General features: G+C 54.7%; 17 protein-coding genes. 13 read left to right on the top strand and 4 right to left on the bottom strand.

Annotated features, from left to right (window positions below; translation table 11 throughout):
• Genes ACMGGX_RS03315 through ACMGGX_RS03305 form a run of 3 tightly spaced genes read left to right on the top strand, consistent with a single transcriptional unit; the run spans position 1 to position 3,165 of the window.
• A complete protein-coding gene (locus ACMGGX_RS03315) occupies positions 1-1,392 on the top strand; it encodes a PTS ascorbate transporter subunit IIC (RefSeq protein WP_023312548.1) in 1,392 nt (463 codons plus the stop codon).
• On the top strand, positions 1,389-2,219 hold the full coding sequence (locus ACMGGX_RS03310; protein WP_348561548.1) for a transketolase: 831 nt from the start codon (positions 1,389-1,391) through the stop codon (positions 2,217-2,219). The genes ACMGGX_RS03315 and ACMGGX_RS03310 overlap by 4 nt, the downstream gene beginning before the upstream one ends.
• A complete protein-coding gene (locus ACMGGX_RS03305; protein WP_085841639.1) occupies positions 2,212-3,165 on the top strand; it encodes a transketolase family protein in 954 nt (317 codons plus the stop codon). Before ACMGGX_RS03310 ends, ACMGGX_RS03305 begins: the two co-directional genes overlap by 8 nt.
• Positions 3,166-3,239: 74 nt before the next feature.
• On the opposite strand, the gene pta is transcribed toward ACMGGX_RS03305, so the two are convergent.
• A complete protein-coding gene (pta, locus tag ACMGGX_RS03300) occupies positions 3,240-5,381 on the bottom strand; it encodes a phosphate acetyltransferase (protein ID WP_023312545.1) in 2,142 nt (713 codons plus the stop codon).
• Between the two features lie 76 nt (positions 5,382-5,457).
• On the bottom strand, positions 5,458-6,660 hold the full coding sequence (ackA, locus tag ACMGGX_RS03295; protein WP_033146081.1) for an acetate kinase: 1,203 nt from the start codon (positions 6,658-6,660) through the stop codon (positions 5,458-5,460).
• Positions 6,661-6,997: 337 nt separating this feature from the next.
• Between ackA and yfbV the strand changes: the two genes are divergently transcribed.
• The 4 genes from yfbV to ACMGGX_RS03275 all read left to right on the top strand — a co-directional run bounded on the left by yfbV (position 6,998) and on the right by ACMGGX_RS03275 (position 10,619).
• Entirely contained in the window at positions 6,998-7,453 is a 456-nt protein-coding gene (gene yfbV / locus ACMGGX_RS03290; protein ID WP_181593556.1) for a terminus macrodomain insulation protein YfbV, read from the top strand.
• Positions 7,454-7,545: 92 nt separating this feature from the next.
• Entirely contained in the window at positions 7,546-8,040 is a 495-nt protein-coding gene (locus ACMGGX_RS03285) for a YfbU family protein (RefSeq protein WP_023312542.1), read from the top strand.
• Between the two features lie 11 nt (positions 8,041-8,051).
• The gene (locus ACMGGX_RS03280; RefSeq protein ID WP_045402709.1) at positions 8,052-8,711 is read left to right on the top strand and encodes a sugar phosphatase; all 660 of its coding nucleotides are present in this window, start codon (positions 8,052-8,054) and stop codon (positions 8,709-8,711) included.
• Positions 8,712-8,786: 75 nt separating this feature from the next.
• On the top strand, positions 8,787-10,619 hold the full coding sequence (locus tag ACMGGX_RS03275; protein ID WP_048980040.1) for an SLC13 family permease: 1,833 nt from the start codon (positions 8,787-8,789) through the stop codon (positions 10,617-10,619).
• Positions 10,620-10,673: 54 nt separating this feature from the next.
• On the opposite strand, the gene yfbR is transcribed toward ACMGGX_RS03275, so the two are convergent.
• Both yfbR and alaA read right to left on the bottom strand, forming a co-directional pair.
• Complete coding sequence (gene yfbR, locus ACMGGX_RS03270; RefSeq protein WP_023312539.1) at positions 10,674-11,273, bottom strand: 5'-deoxynucleotidase; 600 nt, start codon at positions 11,271-11,273, stop codon at positions 10,674-10,676.
• 94 nt (positions 11,274-11,367) lie between these two features.
• Positions 11,368-12,582: an alanine transaminase AlaA gene (gene alaA, locus ACMGGX_RS03265; protein WP_008500204.1), complete on the bottom strand. Its 1,215-nt coding sequence runs from the start codon at positions 12,580-12,582 to the stop codon at positions 11,368-11,370.
• 937 nt (positions 12,583-13,519) lie between these two features.
• On the opposite strand from alaA, the gene lrhA reads away from it, so the two are divergent.
• The 6 genes from lrhA to nuoF all read left to right on the top strand — a co-directional run bounded on the left by lrhA (position 13,520) and on the right by nuoF (position 19,949).
• Entirely contained in the window at positions 13,520-14,458 is a 939-nt protein-coding gene (lrhA, locus tag ACMGGX_RS03260) for a transcriptional regulator LrhA (protein ID WP_047174162.1), read from the top strand.
• A gap of 631 nt (positions 14,459-15,089) precedes the next feature.
• Entirely contained in the window at positions 15,090-15,530 is a 441-nt protein-coding gene (nuoA, locus tag ACMGGX_RS03255) for an NADH-quinone oxidoreductase subunit NuoA (protein ID WP_014171000.1), read from the top strand.
• A 15-nt stretch (positions 15,531-15,545) separates the two neighbouring features.
• Positions 15,546-16,220 carry an NADH-quinone oxidoreductase subunit NuoB gene (gene nuoB, locus ACMGGX_RS03250; RefSeq protein ID WP_003861482.1) on the top strand — a complete coding sequence of 225 codons (675 nt, stop codon included), beginning with the start codon at positions 15,546-15,548 and terminating at the stop codon, positions 16,218-16,220.
• A gap of 89 nt (positions 16,221-16,309) precedes the next feature.
• A complete protein-coding gene (nuoC, locus tag ACMGGX_RS03245; protein ID WP_023312537.1) occupies positions 16,310-18,112 on the top strand; it encodes an NADH-quinone oxidoreductase subunit C/D in 1,803 nt (600 codons plus the stop codon).
• A 2-nt stretch (positions 18,113-18,114) separates the two neighbouring features.
• Positions 18,115-18,615, top strand: a complete 501-nt coding sequence (nuoE, locus tag ACMGGX_RS03240) for an NADH-quinone oxidoreductase subunit NuoE (RefSeq protein ID WP_006176513.1) — start codon at positions 18,115-18,117, stop codon at positions 18,613-18,615.
• A complete protein-coding gene (gene nuoF, locus ACMGGX_RS03235) occupies positions 18,612-19,949 on the top strand; it encodes an NADH-quinone oxidoreductase subunit NuoF (protein WP_023312536.1) in 1,338 nt (445 codons plus the stop codon). The genes nuoE and nuoF overlap by 4 nt, the downstream gene beginning before the upstream one ends.
• Positions 19,950-19,991: the final 42 nt, after the last annotated feature.

Raw genomic sequence — 19,991 nt, 5'->3', positions numbered from 1 at the left:
ATGTTTATCCTTGAAACGCTGAATTTCGTTGTTGATATTTTAAAAGTCCCTTCGGTGCTGGTCGGTTTAATTGCGCTTATTGGTCTGGTTGCGCAGAAAAAAGCGTTTTCCGACGTGGTGAAAGGAACAATTAAAACCATTCTCGGCTTTATTGTGCTGGGCGGCGGCGCCACGGTGCTGGTGGGGTCATTAAATCCTTTGGGCGGTATGTTTGAACACGCCTTTACGATTCAGGGCATTATTCCAAACAATGAAGCGATTGTGTCAATTGCGCTGGAGAAATACGGCGCAGCGACCGCGCTTATTATGGCTTTCGGCATGGTGGCGAATATTATCGTCGCGCGCTTTACCCGCCTGAAGTACATCTTCCTGACCGGACACCACACGTTTTACATGGCGTGCATGATTGGCGTGATCCTGACGGTAGCAGGCTTTGAGGGCGTGGGTCTGGTCTTTACCGGCTCGCTAATCCTCGGCCTGATCATGGCCTTCTTCCCGGCGATTGCGCAGCGCTACATGAAGCGCATTACCGGCAACGATGAGATTGCATTCGGCCACTTCGGCACGCTGGGCTACGTGCTGTCCGGCTGGATTGGCAGCAAGGTCGGCAAAGGCTCCCGCTCAACCGAAGAGATGAACCTGCCGAAGAACCTGAGCTTCCTGCGCGACAGCTCGATCTCCATCTCCCTGACCATGATGATTATCTACCTGATCATGGCGGTGAGCGCCGGACGTGAGTACGTGGAGGCTACCTTCAGCGGCGGTCAGAATTACCTGGTCTACGCCATCATCATGGCGATCACCTTCGCGGCGGGCGTGTTCATCATTCTGCAGGGCGTGCGCCTGATTCTGGCGGAAATCGTTCCGGCCTTTACCGGCTTCTCGGAGAAACTGGTGCCGAACGCGCGTCCTGCGCTGGACTGCCCGGTGGTGTATCCGTATGCGCCGAACGCGGTGCTGATTGGCTTCCTGTTCAGCTTCCTCGGCGGGATTGTAGGGTTGTTCATCTGCGGACAGTTTAGCTGGGTGCTGATCCTCCCGGGCGTCGTGCCGCACTTCTTCACCGGCGCAACGGCGGGCGTGTTTGGTAACGCCACCGGCGGACGCCGCGGGGCAATGATTGGCGCCTTTGCTAACGGCCTGTTGATCACCTTCCTGCCGGTCCTGCTGCTGCCGGTGCTGGGCGCCATTGGCTTTGCCAACACCACCTTCTCGGACGCCGACTTTGGCGCGGTCGGGATTGTCCTCGGCAACCTGGCGCGCTTCCTGTCGCCGCTTGCCATCACCGGACTGGTCGTGGCGTTGTTCGCTCTGCTGGTGGCGTACAACGTCTTCGCGAAAAACAAACCTGCGGGCGGTAACGCGCAGGAAAACACCGGAGCCAAATCATGAATGAGAAAGAGATAACCGAACTCGCGCGTCAGATCCGTCTAGAGACGCTGAAATCCCTGACGCAGCTGGGCTTTGGGCACTACGGCGGCAGTATGTCGGTGGTCGAGACCCTGGCCGTGCTGTACGGCGCGGTGATGAAAATCGACCCGGCGGATCCGGACTGGCCGGAGCGAGACTATTTTGTCCTGTCGAAAGGTCATGCGGGCCCGGCGCTCTACAGCACGCTGGCGATCAAGGGCTACTTCCCGGTGGAAGAGCTGAACACCCTGAACCAGAACGGCACGCGCCTGCCAAGCCACCCGGACCGCCTTAAAACGCGGGGCGTGGATGCCACCACCGGTTCGCTGGGGCAGGGGATCTCCATTGCCGGCGGTATGGCGCTTTCGCACAGGCTGGCGGGGCGACCGAATCGCGTCTTCTGCATCGTCGGTGACGGCGAGCTGAACGAGGGGCAGTGCTGGGAAGCCTTCCAGTTTATTGCCCACCATCGTCTGAATAACCTGACGGTATTCGTGGACTGGAACAAACAGCAGCTCGACGGCGAGCTGGACGAAATTATCAGCGCGTTCGACCTGGAGGGGAAATTCCGCGCCTTTGGCTTTGACGTGGCGACGGTGAAGGGCGACGACATCCCGGGCCTGCTGGCGGTGACGTCGCGGGTCCCGGCTGCCGACGCGCGTCCGTTAGTCGTCATCCTCGACAGCATCAAAGGGCAGGGGGTGCCGTACCTGGAACAGCTCAGCAACTCGCACCACCTGCGGTTGACCGCGGAGAGCAAAGCGGCCCTCAACGAGACGATTCGCCAACTGGAGGCTTCACATGATTAAGGTTGCACCGGCAGGAGAGAAAGACGCCGTTGAGATGCGTAAGGTCTACGCGGGCTTTGTGGCAAAGCAGATTGAGGCGGGAAGCGAGATTATCGCCCTGGAAGCGGATCTGATGAGCTCGATGGCGATGGACGGCGTGGCGCGCGATTATCCGCAGCACGTGATTAACTGCGGCATTATGGAGGCCAACGTCATCGGCACGGCGGCGGGGCTGTCGCTTACCGGGCGTAAACCGTTCGTTCATACCTTCACCGCGTTTGCCAGCCGTCGCTGCTTTGACCAGCTGTTTATGTCCCTGGACTATCAGCGCAACAACGTGAAGGTGATTGCCTCGGATGCGGGCGTGACGGCCTGCCATAACGGCGGAACACATATGTCGTTTGAGGATATGGGCATCGTACGCGGTCTGGCGCATTCGGTGGTGCTGGAGGTGACCGACGCGGTGATGTTTGAGGACGTGCTGCGCCAGCTTATCGACCTCGAAGGCTTCTACTGGGTACGTACCATCCGTAAGCAGGCGCCGAGCGTGTATGCGGCTGGCTCAACCTTCACCATCGGCAAAGGTAACGTGCTGCGCGAAGGAACCGATATTACCCTGATTGCCAACGGCATCATGGTGGCGGAAGCGCTGGAAGCGGCGCGCCAGCTTGAGCAGGAGGGGGTAAGCGCGGCGGTCATCGACATGTTTACCCTGAAGCCCATCGACCGGATGCTGGTGAAAAACTACGCCGAGAAAACCGGTCGCATCGTCACCTGTGAAAACCACAGCATTCATAACGGCCTCGGGTCGGCGGTGGCGGAGGTGCTGGTGGAAACCTGCCCGGTACCGATGCGGCGGGTGGGCGTCAAGGAGCGTTACGGACAGGTGGGGACGCAGGATTTCCTGCAGAAGGAGTATGGCCTGACGGCACATGACATTGTATCGGCGGCGCGAGAGCTGCTGTAAATAAAAAAGGCGACCCGTTAAGTGGTCGCCTTTTTGTTGCCCGGTAAGCGCTAGCGCCACCGGGCTTTTTAACATTACTGCTGCTGCGAAGACTGGATCGCGGTCAGAGCGATGGTGTAGACGATATCGTCTACCAGCGCGCCACGAGACAGGTCGTTCACAGGTTTGCGCATGCCCTGCAGCATTGGCCCGATGGAGATCAGGTCTGCTGAACGCTGCACCGCTTTATAGGTGGTGTTACCGGTGTTCAGATCCGGGAAGATGAACACGGTAGCGCGACCTGCAACCGGCGAGTTCGGCGCTTTGGATTTCGCAACGTCGGCCATCACGGCTGCGTCGTACTGCAGCGGACCGTCGATCATCAGGTCAGGACGTTTTTCCTGCGCCAGACGGGTCGCTTCACGCACTTTCTCTACGTCGCTACCAGCACCAGAGGTACCGGTGGAGTAGGAGAGCATCGCTACGCGCGGTTCGATACCGAAGGCAATCGCGGAGTCTGCGGACTGGATAGCGATTTCTGCCAGCTGCTCTGCGGTTGGATCCGGGTTGATCGCGCAGTCGCCGTAAACGTAAACCTGTTCAGGCAGCAGCATGAAGAATACGGAAGAAACCAGAGAGCTGCCCGGTGCAGTTTTGATCAGCTGCAGCGGTGGGCGGATGGTGTTCGCCGTGGTGTGAACCGCACCGGAAACCAGACCGTCAACTTCGTCCTGCTCAAGCATCAGCGTGCCCAGCACCACGTTGTCTTCCAGCTGTTCGCGCGCAACGGCTTCGGTCATGCCCTTGCTCTTACGCAGCTCAACCAGACGAGCAACGTAGCTCTCGCGAACCACTTCAGGGTCAACGATTTCGATGCCAGCGCCCAGCTCAACGCCCTGAGACGCCGCAACGCGGGTGATCTCATCCGGGTTACCCAGCAGCACGCAGGTCGCGATGCCGCGCTCTGCACAGATAGCAGCTGCTTTAACGGTACGTGGTTCGTCGCCTTCTGGCAGAACAACGCGTTTGCCCGCTTTACGCGCCAGCTCGGTCAGCTGGTAACGGAATGCTGGAGGAGACAGGCGGCGGCTGCGCTCTGAGGTTGCAGTCAGGGATTCGATCCAGTCTGCGTTGATGTAGCCCGCAACGTATTCCTGAACTTTCTCGATACGCTCGTGGTCATCAACCGGCACTTCCAGGTTGAAGCTCTGCAGGCTCAGGGAGGTCTGCCAGGTGTTGGTGTTCACCATGAAGACCGGCAGGCCGGTAGCAAACGCGCGTTCGCACAGCTTGCTGACGCGTGGGTCCATCTCGTAGGCACCGGTCAGCAGGATCGCACCGATTTCCACGCCGTTCATTGCGGCCAGGCAGGCTGCAACCAGAACGTCAGGACGGTCTGCGGAGGTTACCAGCAGGGAACCTGCGCGGAAATGTTCCAGCATGTGCGGAATGCTGCGCGCACAGAAGGTCACGGACTTCACGCGGCGGGTATTGATGTCGCCTTCGTTAACGATGGTGGCGTTCAGGTGACGCGCCATATCGATTGCACGGGTGGCAATCAGATCGAAGCTCCATGGCACCGCGCCCAGAACCGGAAGCGGGCTGGATTCCTGCAGCTTAGCCGGGTCAACTTTGATGACTTTCGCTTTGGAAGAGTCGTCGAAGATCTCGGACAGGTCAGGGCGAGTACGGCCCTGCTCATCCACCGGTGCGTTCAGCTTGTTCACGATCACGCCGGTGATGTTGGTGTTTTTCGCGCCGCCGAAGCTGCTGCGCGTCAGTTCGATACGCTCGTTCAGCTGCTCTGGGGTGTCGGTGCCCTGAGACATCACGAAAACGATCTCTGCGTTCAGGGTTTTCGCGATTTCAAAGTTCAGAGACTGGGCAAACTGGTGTTTGCGCGTCGGGACCAGACCTTCAACCAGCACCACTTCCGCGTCTTGCGCGTTAGCATGGTAGTTGGCGATGATCTCTTCCATCAGCACGTCTTTCTGGTTGCTGGACAGCAGAGATTCAACGTGGCTCATCTTCAGCGGTTCAGCCGCTGGCAGATTGGAGTTCTTGCGAACGATGGTGGTGGTCTGGTCTGGCGCATCGCCACCGGCACGTGGCTGGGCGATTGGCTTAAAGACGCTCAGACGAACGCCTTTGCGCTCCATAGCACGAATAACGCCAAGGCTGACGCTGGTCAGGCCGACGCTGGTTCCGGTAGGGATCAGCATAATAGTACGGGACACGGTTTATCCTCTTTCGTTACCGCCGCAATTGGGCGGGTTACAAAACAGCACCGCCAGCATTGCTGGCGGTGTGGAATCAGGCAGTCAGGCGGTGCGCGTCTTGCGCAATGACCAGTTCTTCGTTAGTTGGGATAACGAGAGCAGGGCGGGTGCCTTCTTTGTTAATGAAGCCAGACTTGCCGAAGCGGGCAGCCAGGTTACGCTCGTGATCAACGTCGAAGCCCAGAACGCCCAGTTTGCCCAGGGACAGTTCACGAACCATTGCCGCGTTCTCACCGATACCACCGGTGAAGATAACCGCGTCCAGACGACCGTCCATCAGCGCAGTGTAAGAGCCGATGTACTTCGCCAGACGGTGGCAGTAAACGTCCATTGCACGTTTAGCGTCTTCTTTCTCTGCGTAGTTGTCTTCAACGTAACGGCAGTCGCTGGTGACTTCGGTCAGACCCAGCAGGCCAGACTCTTTGGTCAGCATTTTGTTGATCTGGTCAACGCTCATGCCCAGGGTGTCGTGCAGATGGAAGATGATCGCCGGGTCGATGTCACCGGAACGGGTACCCATCACCAGACCTTCCAGCGGGGTCAGACCCATGGAGGTATCAACACATTTACCGTTGCGGATAGCGGAAACAGAACCACCGTTGCCCAGGTGGCAGGTGATGATGTTCAGTTCTTCAACCGGCTTGTTCAGAACTTTTGCGGCTTCCTGAGTCACATAGAAGTGGCTGGTGCCGTGTGCGCCGTAGCGACGTACGCCGTGTTCTTTGTACAGGCTGTATGGCAGGGCATAGAGGTAAGACTCTTCCGGCATGGTCTGATGGAACGCGGTGTCGAATACGGCCACGTTTTTGTCTTTCAGATTCGGGAAAGATTTCAGCGCTTCAGCGATACCGATCAGGTGAGCCGGGTTGTGCAGCGGTGCGAAGGACGCAGAGTCCTTGATGCCCTGGATCACAGATTCGTCGATGACGACGGAGCTGGTGTATTTTTCGCCGCCGTGGACGATACGGTGACCAATCGCAGTCAGCTGAGCAGACAGTTCTGGTTTTTGTGCCAGAATAGTGTTAACGATAAAGTTCAGCGCTTCACTGTGAGCGGCGCCTGCACCTAAAGCCGCTTCTTGTTTGCTGCCGTCCATTTTCCACTTGATACGTGCTTCAGGCAGATGGAAACATTCGGCCAAACCAGAGAGGTATTCGTCACCGTTGAGCGCATCGATGATGGCGAATTTCAGTGAGGAGCTACCGCAGTTCAGAACCAGTACTAACTTACTCGACATGGAAGTACCTATTATTGATACGTGGCTAAAAAAACGTCAGTGAGTCTAACAGCGTAACGCATGATGACTCAGACATTTATGATTAACATCATGCCAAACGAACATTGTGGCATGATGGAAGAAATAACTATGATTTTATGCCATTTTGCACAATTTTCAGCCAATGGCATAATATGCAATAATTTGACGAGTTAATGATTCTCGTCTAAGGCCCTATCAGGCTGGCACAGGATACCCGATACGGGGTAGAGATGACAAAATATTTTGAACGTTGTCATAGCTTGTTGTGGTTTTGCACGAAAATTTTAATTTTTATATGTGAAGTTGAGGTACAGCCATGTCGACACCAGAGAACTCGTCCGTAAATTTCTTTAGTCTGTTTCGTCGGGGACAGCATTACGCAAAGACGTGGCCGATGGAAAAGCGCCTTGCGCCGATGTTCATTGAGAATCGCACCATTCGCGCCACGCGCTATGCGATTCGCTTTATGCCGCCAGTCGCTGTCTTTACGCTGTGCTGGCAGATTGCGTTGGGCGGCCAGCTTGGCCCTGCCGTCGCGACGGCGCTCTTCGCATTAAGCCTGCCGATGCAGGGCCTGTGGTGGTTAGGTAAACGCTCCATCACGCCGCTTCCCCCATCTATTTTACACTGGTTTTATGAAGTGCGCGGAAAACTGGAGGAGGCCGGACAGGCGCTCGCCCCGGTTGAAGGCAAGCCGGATTACCAGGCGCTGGCGGACACGTTAAAGCGTGCTTTTAAGCAACTGGATAAAACATTCCTCGATGACTTGTGATTGATCATCGAAACGACGACGAAAAGAAGGCACAGTAACAATCAGTTACCGTGTCTTTTTTTTAAAGTGCAATGCGCTACAGGAGTCGAAAGATGGAAATGACCCATGCTCAACGTCTGATTTTGTCCAACCAGTACAAGATGATGACTATGCTTGATCCCGATAACGCTGCGCGCTACAGCCGCCTGCAAACCATCGTCGAACGCGGTTTTGGTTTGCAAATGCGCGAACTGGACCGCGAGTTTGGCGAGCTGAAAGAAGAAACCTGTCGCATCGTGATCGATATTATGGAGATGTATCACGCTCTGCACGTGTCCTGGACGAATCTCAAAGATCAGCAGTCCATTGACGAGCGCCGCGTGACTTTCTTAGGCTTTGATGCCGCAACGGAAGCGCGTTATCTGAGCTATGTTCGCTTTATGGTGAATACAGAAGGGCGTTATACCCACTTTGACGCGGGCACCCACGGCTTCAACGCGCAGACCCCAATGTGGGAAAAATATCAGCGTATGCTAAGCGCGTGGCACGCCTGCCCGCGTCAGTACCATTTAAGCAGCAACGAAATTCAACAAATCATTAATGCCTGACGGAGGTGCGTGTGCAGTGTAGAGGTTTTCTGTTTGATCTGGACGGTACGCTGGTGGATTCGCTGCCGGTTGTGGAGCGTTCGTGGTGCCATTGGGCTGACCGACATGGCATCGACCATCAGGACGTGCTGAATTTTATCCATGGCAAACAGGCCATCACCTCGCTACGGCACTTCCTGGCCGGACGCTCTGAGGACGAAATTCAGGCGGAGTTCAAATACCTGGAACACATTGAAGCCACGGATACGGACGGCATCACAGCCTTACCGGGCGCGCGCGAATTGCTTGAGCATCTGAACGAGGCGCAGATCCCGTGGGCTATCGTCACCTCAGGCTCCATTCCCGTCGCCCACGCCCGTCATAAGGCGGCAGGTTTACCGAAGCCGGAAGTGTTTATCACTGCGGAGCGCGTAAAGCGCGGTAAACCGGAGCCCGACGCGTTTTTACTGGGCGCTGAACTGCTGGGCCTCGCGCCCGCAGAGTGCGTGGTGGTGGAAGATGCGGCCGCTGGTGTACTGGCCGGGCTGAACGCCGGAAGCCACGTTATCGCGGTGAATGTTCCGGCGGGATCTCCCCGGCTGGAGGAGGCAGACTTTGTGCTGGATTCACTGACGGCGCTGGCTGTTTCGAAAGCCTCTGACGGGGTTGTAACCGTCTCGCTAAAAATGTAATCACATGATATAGCCCCACATTGCTGGGGCTTTTTTATGGCAAAATTCCTCATCTCCCACTGACAAGGACATGTTGTGAACGGTGAACTGATTTGGGTCCTGAGCCTGCTTTTAATCGCCATCCTTCTTTTTGCAACGGGCAAGGTGCGCATGGACGCCGTCGCTTTGTTTGTCATCGTCGCGTTTGTGCTGAGCGGTACGCTCACGCTACCGGAAGCGTTTTCCGGGTTTAGCGATCCCAACGTTATCCTGATTGCCGCCCTGTTTATTATTGGTGATGGGCTGGTGCGTACCGGCGTGGCGACCATCATGGGGTCGTGGCTGGTGAAAGTGGCGGGCAGCAGCGAAACCAAAATGCTGATCTACCTGATGGTGACCGTCGCCGGGCTGGGAGCGTTTATGAGCTCAACGGGCGTGGTCGCCATCTTTATCCCGGTGGTGCTGAGCGTCTCCATGCGGATGCAGATCTCGCCGTCGCGCCTGATGATGCCCCTGAGTTTTGCCGGTTTGATCAGCGGCATGATGACGCTGGTGGCAACGCCGCCGAACCTGGTCGTCAACAGCGAGCTGATCCGGGAAGGATTTCAGGGCTTCAGTTTTTTCAGCGTCACCCCGCTCGGGCTGGTCATTCTGGTGTTGGGCGTGGTTTACATGCTGCTGACCCGGTTTGCCCTTAAAGGTGAAAAACAGGACAAAAATAAAGAAGGGTGGAAGCGACGCACCTTCCGCGATCTGATTAAAGAGTACCGTCTCACCGGGCGCGCGCGCCGTCTGGCTATTCGTCCCGGTTCGCCGATGGTGGGACAGCGCCTGGACGACCTGAAGCTGCGTGAGCGCTATGGCGCAAACGTGATCGGCGTAGAGCGCTGGCGTCGTTTTCGCCGGGTGATTGTCAACGTTAACGGGGTGTCGGAATTCCGCGCGCGGGACGTCCTGCTGATTGATATGTCCACCGCGGACGTGGATCTGCGCGAGTTTTGCAGCGAACAGCTGCTGGAACCGATGGTGCTGCGCGGGGAGTATTTCTCCGATCAGGCGCTGGATGTCGGCATGGCCGAAGTATCGCTGATCCCGGAATCGGAACTGCTGGGCAAAACCGTGCGGGAAATGGGATTCCGAACCCGCTATGGCCTGAATGTCGTGGGGCTGAAGCGCGATGGCGTGGCGATGGAAGGGGCGGTGGTGGATGAGCCGATCCTGCTGGGCGACATCTTCCTCGTTGTCGGTAACTGGAAGCTGATAAGCCAGCTCGGGCAAAAAGGGCGCGATTTTGTGGTACTCAACATGCCTGTCGAGGAGAGCGACGCCTCCCCGGCGCACAGCCAGGCGCCCCACGCGATTTTTTGTCTGGTGCTGATGGTGGCGCTGATGCTGACCGATGAAATCCCCAATCCGGTCGCGGCAATCATCGCCTGCCTGTTGATGGGGAAATTCCGCTGCATTGACGCCGAAAGTGCGTATAAAGCTATTCACTGGCCGAGCATTATCCTCATTGTCGGGATGATGCCTTTTGCCCTGGCGCTGCAAAAAACCGGCGGGGTGGATCTGATCGTTAGAGGCTTAATGGATGTTGGGGGCGGGTATGGGCCGTACATGATGCTGGTCTGTCTGTTTATCATGTGCGCCACCATCGGTCTGTTTATCTCCAACACCGCGACGGCGGTACTGATGGCGCCGATTGCGCTGGCGATGGCCAAATCCATGGGCGTGTCACCGTATCCCTTTGCGATGATGGTCGCAATGGCTGCCTCCGCGGCATTTATGACGCCAGTCTCTTCACCGGTGAATACGCTGGTGCTGGGGCCCGGGAATTATAAATTCAGTGATTTCGTGAAGCTGGGCGTGCCGTTCACCGTGCTGGTGATGGTGGTGTGCGTGGTGTTGATACCGGTCCTGTTCCCATTTTAGCGTGAGCGCAGAAATGTAGGCCGGGTAAGGCGAAGCCGTCACCCGGCGAAAAAATCACAACGGAGAATCCTGGCTAATCTCATCCAGCGATAAATGGAAGCTCGGTACAAACACCTGCATAAAGTAGTCCATCTCTTCGCTGCGGCGGGATTCCAGCGTTTTTTCCAGACGCGTTTTCGCCAGTAAAAATTCGTTATTCCCTGCAGACAGCTCTTCCAGGCACTTCAGGTAGGCGCAGAGCGCGTCGGCTTGCTTGACCAGCGACTTTTCATCTTCCGTGTATTGATGCTCATCGATGAGCGGCTCAAAGATGTCGCGCAACTCATCCGGCACCATGTCAATCAGCTTCTGCTGGGCAATCTTTTCGATGGCCTTATATTCCTGCGCAATCTGCGAGTTGAAATATTTCACCGGCGTAGGCAGGTCGCCGGTCAGCACTTCTGACGCATCGTGGTACATCGCCAGCAGCGCAATGCGCTCTGGATTGACCTGACCGTTGAATTTGCGATTTTTTATGGCGGCCAGCGCGTGAGCGACCATCGCAACCTGCAGACTGTGCTCTGAGACATTTTCCGTGCGGACATTGCGCATTAGCGGCCAGCGGTTGATGAGTTTCAGGCGGGAGAGGTGGGCAAAGAAATGACTCTGACTCATAGGTTACCTTTTGTCTTCACTGCGACAGGCGTTCATTGTGCGGGGAAGGGAGGGAAGATGCAAATCAGGCTACCGAAGTAACCTGATTTTAAGATTACTGGTGGTATCCGGAGAGGAAGCGCCCGAAGCGGCTGATGGCCATTTCGAGGTCATCTTCGCGCGGCAGCGTCACGATGCGCACGTGATCCGGCCACGGCCAGTTAAACGCCGTTCCCTGAACCAGCAGTACTTTTTCCTGCAGCAGGAAGTCGAGCACCATTTTCTGGTCGTCGTGAATATTAAAGCGTTTCGCGTCAATTTTCGGGAACATATACAGCGCTCCATTTGGCTTCACGCAGGAGACGCCCGGGATATCGTTGATCAGCTCCCACGCGCGGTTGCGCTGTTCGTACAGGCGACCACCGGGAACGATGAACTCGCTAATGCTCTGATAACCGCCGAGAGCCGTCTGGATCGCATGCTGCGCCGGAACGTTGGCACATAAACGCATGGAGGCCAGCATCTCCAGCCCTTCAATATAGCCTTTGGCGTGCTTTTTCGGACCGTTCAGTACCATCCAGCCCTGGCGGAAACCGGCCACGCGGTAGGTTTTAGACAGGCCGTTAAAGGTGACGGTCAGCAGGTCCGGGGCTAGCGCGGCGATTGAATGGTGCTGTGCCGCGTCGTACAGGATCTTGTCGTAAATTTCGTCGGCAAAGATGATCAGGTTGTGCTGGCGGGCGAGCTCGACGATCTCCATCAGCAGCTCTTTTGAGTACACTGCGCCCGTCGGGTTGTTCGGGTTAATGATCACGATCCCGCGCGTGCGGGGCGTAATTTTCGCGCGAATATCATCGAGGTCCGGGAACCAGTCGGAGGACTCGTCGCACAGATAGTGCACGGCTTTACCGCTCGACAGTGATACGGCAGCCGTCCACAGCGGATAGTCCGGCGCGGGCACCAGCATTTCGTCCCCGCTGTTCAGCAGCGCCTGCATCGCCTGCACGATCAGTTCGGAAACGCCGTTGCCGATATAAATATCTTCAACGGTAACATCACGCATACCGCGTGCCTGGTAGTGCTGCATGATGGCTTTACGTGCGGAGTAAAGTCCTTTTGAATCGCAATAGCCTTGTGCAGTTGGAAGGTTGCGGATCACATCAACCAGAATTTCATCCGGCGCTTCAAAACCAAATGGCGCAGGGTTACCAATGTTGAGTTTCAGAACCTTGTTGCCTTCCTCTTCAAGGCGTTTTGCCTCTTTCAGAACCGGGCCGCGGATGTCATAACAAACGTTATCTAGCTTGCTGGATTTTTCGATAGGGGACATGAACCTTTAACCTTTTCGCTATTATTGCCACTCCCTGCCGTGGAAGTCAGCACGGAATAATGTACTCCCCCCTCGCTTCGTTTTGAAGGGTATGCAGTAGAAGATTTTGTGCCGGGAGCAAAATTCTGATAAATCTTTTTCGCTGTTCGTAAGCTTCTTCACTGCCTTAAAGTTGTGCACATAGCACGATGACAGGTTAAACGTGCTATTCATTTGTCAAAATTCTGTATATTGTGCTGGTGAAAATAAGTGGTGAACCTGACAGCGGAAGCAATCACCCTGAGTGACTTTTCGTAAAACCTGAATGCTTGATACATGTTTCTGTAAAAGCGTAATGTGGCTAAAAGTTACTCATGTGAACTTAATGTTAAGTGCCATTAATGAATGGTCTTAATCTAAATTAAAATTTATTTATTATTAACCTATAAAATGCAACTTTAGTTAATTTTAATAAAATTAGTTTAGAAGCTTAACATTCTTCTTTAATCCTCAATATTGCAATAAGACTTATAAATAAAGTGGATTTGGGTTAAGATGTCTTTCAGGAAAGCAGAGAACAGATGCAAGAATTTTGTATATCTGGCACTGACTTTTCGAATTAATTGATTGTTATTGTTGGAGTTATCTCTGGCTGGAATGTGTCGAACATCTCCTGCTACGTTGACAGCGCTGCGATAAAGATGGCAGAAAAGGTGTTATACCTTTAATGTAATTTACATAAACCTGCGAACATCTAAATATCCTGAACGTTTAAGAGAATAAAAATAACGTCATGAAACGTGCTTTCTGACTGTTGATATAAAGCAGCACAATAACTATCTGTCAGGCAGTCTGCCGGGCCGGGATGCGAGGGAAAACCTTCAGAGGGAATTGCTTAACTGTTACACACAGCTTCAACCCGGGCAGCTCCGCACGAGCAACCTGAAAGTGAATAGATATGATAAATGCAAATCGTCCGATAATGAATCTCGACCTCGATCTGCTGAGAACGTTTGTTGCGGTCGCCGATCTCAACACTTTTGCAGCTGCTGCTGCCGCCGTTTGCCGAACTCAGTCCGCCGTTAGCCAGCAAATGCAGCGGCTGGAGCAGCTGGTCGGTAAAGAGCTTTTTGCACGTCACGGGCGTAATAAGCTCTTAACGGAACACGGTATTCAGCTACTGGGTTATGCCAGGAAAATTCTTCGCTTTAATGATGAAGCATGTATGTCATTAATGTTTAGCAACCTTCAAGGGGTGCTAACGTTAGGCGCATCTGATGAGTCAGCGGATACTATATTGCCGTTTCTTCTCAATCGTATTAGTTCGGTTTATCCGAAGCTTGCGCTTGACGTTAGCGTAAAACGTAATGCCTTTATGGTTGAGATGTTAAATGAGCATAAAGTCGACCTGGTGGTGACAACGCATCGTCCCGGGCAGTTTGATTGCCTGACGCTGCGCACATCGCCTACGCACTGGTATTGTGCAGCCGAGTACGTGCTGCAAAAAGGGGAGCCGGTTCCGCTGGTATTACTGGATGACCCGAGCCCGTTCCGCGATATGGTGCTCACGGCGCTGAATGAGGCCAACATTCCGTGGCGTCTGGCGTATGTGGCTTCCACGCTGCCAGCGGTTCGTGCCGCCGTGAAGGCTGGTCTGGGCGTAACGGCCCGTCCGGTAGAGATGATGAGTCCCGATCTGCGCGTCCTGGGGAAATCCGACGGTCTTCCTGCGCTGCCGGATACGGAGTATCTGCTCTGCCACAATTCGTCCAGCCATAATGAGTTGGCCAAAGTGGTGTTCGAGGCGATGGAAAACTACCATAATCCCTGGCAGTTCGAGCGCATTACCTCCGAAGGGGGGGATGATTCCCTGATCGTCGAAGGGGATTTTGAGTGATCGATAGCTCAATATTCTGGTAACAAAATGTAAGTGTAAAAAACAGCCACTCGTGTGATTTTCACATGCAGTGGCTTTTTTTACGCAATAATACCCGCTTATGGCGCAAGGGTTTTCAGAATACTCTCTTATTTATCAATAAGATGAATACTTTTGCTTAAAACTTGTCCGTTTTCCGTTCTAACTTCGCCCATATCCCTCTCATGTTAAAAAAACAGGAAATATGTTGCCGTTTTCCATGTTGAATTAACAAAAGCGTGTCGCAGATCAAGAAAATACTCCTATTTGGGGGGAGGAATCGTTGGCAAATCCTGTCAAAATAGGAGGGTTATTTTTTTTACTTCCGAAACGGACACGATTCAACAACATACATTTGACGGAAAGTCATGCACCCACCAGGGTTAAAGGGCACCAAATGTTAATGAGAATCGCTCGATGTAATTTAATGTGAAGAAACCTTTGTTAAAGTTGACAATAGGTTATAGAAAGGAGTAAAAAACCCCATCATTTTGCTGTCTACGTCTCATTTCTGACAGTTAGTGTAAGGTTATTTGTTCCTCCCCATGAATCGATGTGATGCCCATCTGCCAGCAAGAGCAGTGTCGTTGGTATCACTTTTGATGAGTAAGCAATGAGTATGTCAACATCCACAGAAGTCATCGCTCATCACTGGGCATTCGCAATCTTTCTTATTGTAGCCATTGGCCTGTGCTGCCTGATGTTAGTCGGCGGCTGGTTCCTGGGCGGTCGCGCCCGTGCAAGGCACAAAAACACACCTTTCGAATCAGGTATTGATTCAGTAGGTTCCGCTCGCTTACGCCTGTCTGCCAAGTTCTATCTGGTAGCCATGTTCTTCGTCATCTTCGACGTGGAAGCGCTTTACCTTTTCGCATGGTCAACGTCCATCCGCGAAAGTGGTTGGGTGGGCTTTGTCGAGGCCGCAATTTTCATTTTAGTGCTACTGGCCGGTCTGGTTTATCTGGTGCGTATTGGCGCGCTTGACTGGACGCCTGCGCGTTCACGTCGTGAACACATCAACCCGGAAAACAGTATCTCTAATCGTCAGCAGTAACAGCGAGGCAATAAGATGGATTATACGCTCACCCGCATAGATCCTAACGGTGAGAATGACCGTTACCCCCTGCAAAAACAGGAGATCGTAACCGACCCCCTGGAGCAAGAAGTCAATAAAAGCGTGTACATGGGCAAGCTCGAACATGCCATGCACGATATGGTCAACTGGGGTCGTAAGAACTCCATCTGGCCTTATAACTTTGGCCTTTCTTGCTGCTACGTTGAAATGGTGACGTCATTCACTGCGGTGCATGACGTTGCGCGTTTTGGGGCCGAGGTACTCCGTGCTTCCCCGCGTCAGGCTGACCTGATGGTGGTTGCCGGTACGTGCTTTACCAAGATGGCACCTGTTATTCAGCGTCTTTATGACCAGATGCTGGAGCCAAAATGGGTTATCTCCATGGGCGCATGTGCAAACTCTGGCGGTATGTACGACATTTATTCCGTCGTGCAGGGCGTAGATAAATTTATCCCAGTGGATGTGTACATCCCGGGTTGTCCGCCACGTCCGGAAGCCTACATGCAGGCGCTGATGCTGCTGCAGGAATCTATCGGTAAAGAACGTCGCCCACTGTCGTGGGTTGTTGGCGATCAGGGTGTGTATCGCGCGAACATGCAGTCTGAGCGCGAGCGTAAACGTGGTGAACGTATTGCCGTCACCAACCTGCGTACGCCTGACGAAATTTAATTTGCGCCTGTAGGCCTGGAGAACACCTTCGCATATCACTACTCAAATAGCGCGAAGCCAGGCTCAACAGTCACCACGGACCATTTGCAATGGTGAACAATATGACCGACTTAACCGCGCAAGAAGCCGCCTGGCAGACCCGGGATCATCTGGATGACCCAGTCATTGGCGAACTGCGCAACCGTTTTGGGCCGGATGCCTTTACTGTTCAGGCTACCCGCACCGGGGTACCCGTTGTTTGGGTGAAGCGTGAGCAATTGCTGGAAGTTGTCGATTTCCTCAAGAAATTGCCAAAACCGTACGTCATGCTGTTTGACTTACACGGCATGGATGAACGTCTGCGTACCCACCGCCAGGGTCTCCCTGCTGCGGATTTTTCCGTTTTCTACCACCTGATCTCAATAGACCGTAATACGGATATCATGCTCAAGGTGGCATTGTCTGAAAACGACATGCATCTGCCGACGATCACCAAACTTTTCCCGAACGCGAACTGGTATGAGCGTGAAACCTGGGAAATGTTCGGTATGACCTTCGACGGCCACCCGCATCTGACGCGCATCATGATGCCGCAGACCTGGACCGGCCACCCGCTGCGTAAAGACTACCCGGCACGTGCAACCGAATTCGATCCGTTTGAGCTGACCAAAGCCAAACAGGATCTGGAAATGGAAGCGCTGACCTTCAAACCGGAAGACTGGGGCATGAAGCGCGGTACCGACAACGAGGACTTCATGTTCCTCAACCTCGGTCCAAACCACCCGTCTGCGCACGGTGCATTCCGTATTATTCTTCAGCTTGATGGCGAAGAGATTGTCGACTGCGTTCCGGACATAGGCTACCACCACCGTGGTGCTGAGAAGATGGGCGAGCGTCAGTCCTGGCACAGCTACATTCCGTATACCGACCGTATCGAGTACCTCGGCGGCTGCGTCAACGAAATGCCATACGTGCTGGCCGTTGAGAAACTGGCGGGTATCGTTACGCCGGATCGCGTTAACGTGATTCGCGTTATGCTGTCAGAACTGTTCCGTATCAACAGCCACCTGCTGTACATCTCCACGTTCATTCAGGACGTCGGCGCGATGACCCCGGTCTTCTTCGCCTTTACCGACCGTCAGAAAATCTACGATCTGGTGGAAGCGATTACCGGTTTCCGTATGCACCCGGCCTGGTTCCGTATCGGCGGCGTGGCACACGATCTGCCGCGCGGCTGGGACCGTCTGCTGCGTGAGTTCCTCGACTGGATGCCAAAACGTCTGGCGTCATACGAGAAAGCCGCGCTGCGTAACACCATCCTGAAAGGCCGTTCCCAGGGCGTTGCTGCCTACGGCGCGAAAGAAGCGCTGGAGTGGGGTACGACAGGTGCAGGTCTGCGTGCGACCGGTATTGATTTCGACGTGCGTAAAGCCCGTCCTTACTCTGGCTACGAGAACTTCGACTTTGAAGTCCCGGTGGGCGGCGGTGTTTCCGACTGCTACACCCGCGTGATGCTGAAAGTGGAAGAACTGCGCCAGAGTCTGCGCATCCTTGAGCAGTGCCTCAACAACATGCCGGAAGGCCCGTTCAAGGCGGATCACCCGCTGACGACGCCGCCACCGAAAGAGCGCACGCTGCAACATATCGAAACCCTGATCACCCACTTCCTGCAGGTTTCATGGGGTCCGGTCATGCCGGCGCAAGAATCCTTCCAGATGATTGAAGCGACCAAGGGTATTAACAGTTACTACCTGACCAGTGACGGCAGCACCATGAGCTACCGTACCCGCGTGCGTACGCCGAGCTTTGCGCACCTGCAGCAGATCCCGTCCGCCATCCGCGGTAGTCTGGTCTCCGACCTGATTGTGTATCTGGGTAGTATCGATTTTGTTATGTCAGATGTGGACCGCTAATTATGCACGAGAATCAACAACCACAAACCGAGGCTTTTGAGCTGAGTGAAGCAGAACGTGCCGCCATTGAGCACGAGATGCACCACTACGAAGACCCGCGTGCGGCGTCCATTGAAGCGCTGAAAATCGTACAGAAACAGCGTGGTTGGGTGCCGGATGGGGCGATCTATGAGATCGCGAAAGTGCTGGGTATTCCGGCAAGTGACGTAGAGGGCGTAGCCACGTTCTACAGCCAGATCTTCCGTCAGCCGGTAGGCCGCCATGTGATCCGCTACTGTGACAGCGTTGTCTGCCACATCACCGGTTATCAGGGCATTCAGGCTGCGATTGAGAAAAAGCTCAATATCAAGCCGGGCCAGACCACGTTCGATGGACGCTTTACCCTGCTGCCAACCTGCTGCCTGGGTAACTGCGACAAGGGGCCGACCATGATGATTGATGAGGACACTCACAGCCATCTGACGCCGGAAGCGATTCCTGACCTGTTGGAGCAGTACAAATGAAAACTGTAATTCGTACTGCTGAGACGCATCCGCTGACCTGGCGTCTGCGCGATGACAAACAGCCGGTATGGCTCGACGAATACCAGAGCAAAAACGGCTATGCCGGTGCGCGTAAAGCCCTCGGCGGCATGGCGCCGGACGACATCGTTAACGCGGTGAAAGACTCCGGCCTCAAAGGGCGCGGCGGTGCGGGCTTCTCCACCGGTCTGAAGTGGAGCCTGATGCCAAAAGACGAATCCATGAACATCCGTTACCTACTGTGTAACGCCGATGAAATGGAGCCGGGCACCTATAAAGACCGCCTGCTGATGGAACAGCTGCCGCACCTGCTGGTGGAAGGCATGCTGATCTCCGCGTTTGCGCTGAAAGCCTACCGTGGCTACATCTTCCTGCGCGGTGAGTACATCGAAGCGGCGGAAAACCTGCGTCGCGCGATTGCCGAAGCCACCGAAGCGGGCCTGCTGGGTAAAAACATCCTGGGTACCGGGTTTGACTTTGAGCTGTTCGTGCACACCGGCGCAGGGCGTTATATCTGCGGTGAAGAAACCGCGCTGATTAACTCCCTGGAAGGCCGCCGCGCGAACCCGCGTTCCAAGCCACCGTTCCCGGCAAGCTCCGGCGTATGGGGTAAACCGACCTGCGTAAACAACGTTGAAACCCTGTGTAACGTTCCGGCTATCCTTGCCAACGGCGTGGAGTGGTATCAGGGTATCTCCTCAAGCAAAGATGCCGGTACCAAGCTGATGGGCTTCTCTGGTCGCGTTAAAAATCCTGGCGTCTGGGAACTGCCGTTCGGTACCACCGCACGTGAAATTCTTGAAGACTACGCTGGCGGCATGCGTGATGGCCTGAAATTCAAAGCCTGGCAGCCGGGTGGGGCAGGGACAGACTTCCTGACCGAAGCCCACCTTGACCTGCCAATGGAATTCGAAAGCATTGGTAAAGCAGGCAGCCGTCTGGGTACGGCGCTGGCGATGGCCGTCGACCACGAGATCGGCATGGTCTCGCTGGTGCGTAACCTGGAAGAGTTCTTCGCCCGCGAGTCCTGCGGCTGGTGTACACCGTGCCGTGATGGTCTGCCGTGGAGCGTGAAGATCCTGCGTGCAATCGAACGTGGCGAAGGCCAGCCTGGGGATATCGAGACGCTTGAGCAACTGTGTCGATTCTTAGGCCCGGGTAAAACCTTCTGTGCCCACGCACCGGGTGCCGTCGAACCTCTGCAGAGCGCGATCAAATATTTCCGCGACGAGTTCGAAGCAGGCATCAAGCAGCCGTTCAGCAATACCCATGCGATTAATGGGATTCAGCCGAACCTGCTTAAAGCGCGCTGGTAACGACAAGAATTTTGATTAACGCTCGGTTTCGACCGAGCCAAC

This window comes from Enterobacter sp. BNK-29 (assembly GCF_048684785.1).
GTDB classification, from domain to species: domain Bacteria; phylum Pseudomonadota; class Gammaproteobacteria; order Enterobacterales; family Enterobacteriaceae; genus Enterobacter; species Enterobacter cloacae_M.
This window is presented reverse-complemented; position numbering and strand designations above follow the sequence as displayed.

What these genes read in the sequence shown, in the direction of transcription:
- ACMGGX_RS03310 (WP_348561548.1), top strand. Translation starts at nt 1,389, where the DNA reads ATGAATGAGAAAGAGATAACCGAACTCGCGCGTCAGATCCGTCTAGAG.
- nuoB (WP_003861482.1), top strand. Translation starts at nt 15,546, where the DNA reads ATGGATTATACGCTCACCCGCATAGATCCTAACGGTGAGAATGACCGT.
- alaA (WP_008500204.1), bottom strand. Translation starts at nt 12,582, where the DNA reads ATGTCCCCTATCGAAAAATCCAGCAAGCTAGATAACGTTTGTTATGAC.
- yfbR (WP_023312539.1), bottom strand. Translation starts at nt 11,273, where the DNA reads ATGAGTCAGAGTCATTTCTTTGCCCACCTCTCCCGCCTGAAACTCATC.
- ackA (WP_033146081.1), bottom strand. Translation starts at nt 6,660, where the DNA reads ATGTCGAGTAAGTTAGTACTGGTTCTGAACTGCGGTAGCTCCTCACTG.
- nuoA (WP_014171000.1), top strand. Translation starts at nt 15,090, where the DNA reads ATGAGTATGTCAACATCCACAGAAGTCATCGCTCATCACTGGGCATTC.
- ACMGGX_RS03305 (WP_085841639.1), top strand. Translation starts at nt 2,212, where the DNA reads ATGATTAAGGTTGCACCGGCAGGAGAGAAAGACGCCGTTGAGATGCGT.
- ACMGGX_RS03285 (WP_023312542.1), top strand. Translation starts at nt 7,546, where the DNA reads ATGGAAATGACCCATGCTCAACGTCTGATTTTGTCCAACCAGTACAAG.
- lrhA (WP_047174162.1), top strand. Translation starts at nt 13,520, where the DNA reads ATGATAAATGCAAATCGTCCGATAATGAATCTCGACCTCGATCTGCTG.
- ACMGGX_RS03315 (WP_023312548.1), top strand. Translation starts at nt 1, where the DNA reads ATGTTTATCCTTGAAACGCTGAATTTCGTTGTTGATATTTTAAAAGTC.
- nuoF (WP_023312536.1), top strand. Translation starts at nt 18,612, where the DNA reads ATGAAAACTGTAATTCGTACTGCTGAGACGCATCCGCTGACCTGGCGT.
- nuoE (WP_006176513.1), top strand. Translation starts at nt 18,115, where the DNA reads ATGCACGAGAATCAACAACCACAAACCGAGGCTTTTGAGCTGAGTGAA.
- yfbV (WP_181593556.1), top strand. Translation starts at nt 6,998, where the DNA reads ATGTCGACACCAGAGAACTCGTCCGTAAATTTCTTTAGTCTGTTTCGT.
- nuoC (WP_023312537.1), top strand. Translation starts at nt 16,310, where the DNA reads ATGGTGAACAATATGACCGACTTAACCGCGCAAGAAGCCGCCTGGCAG.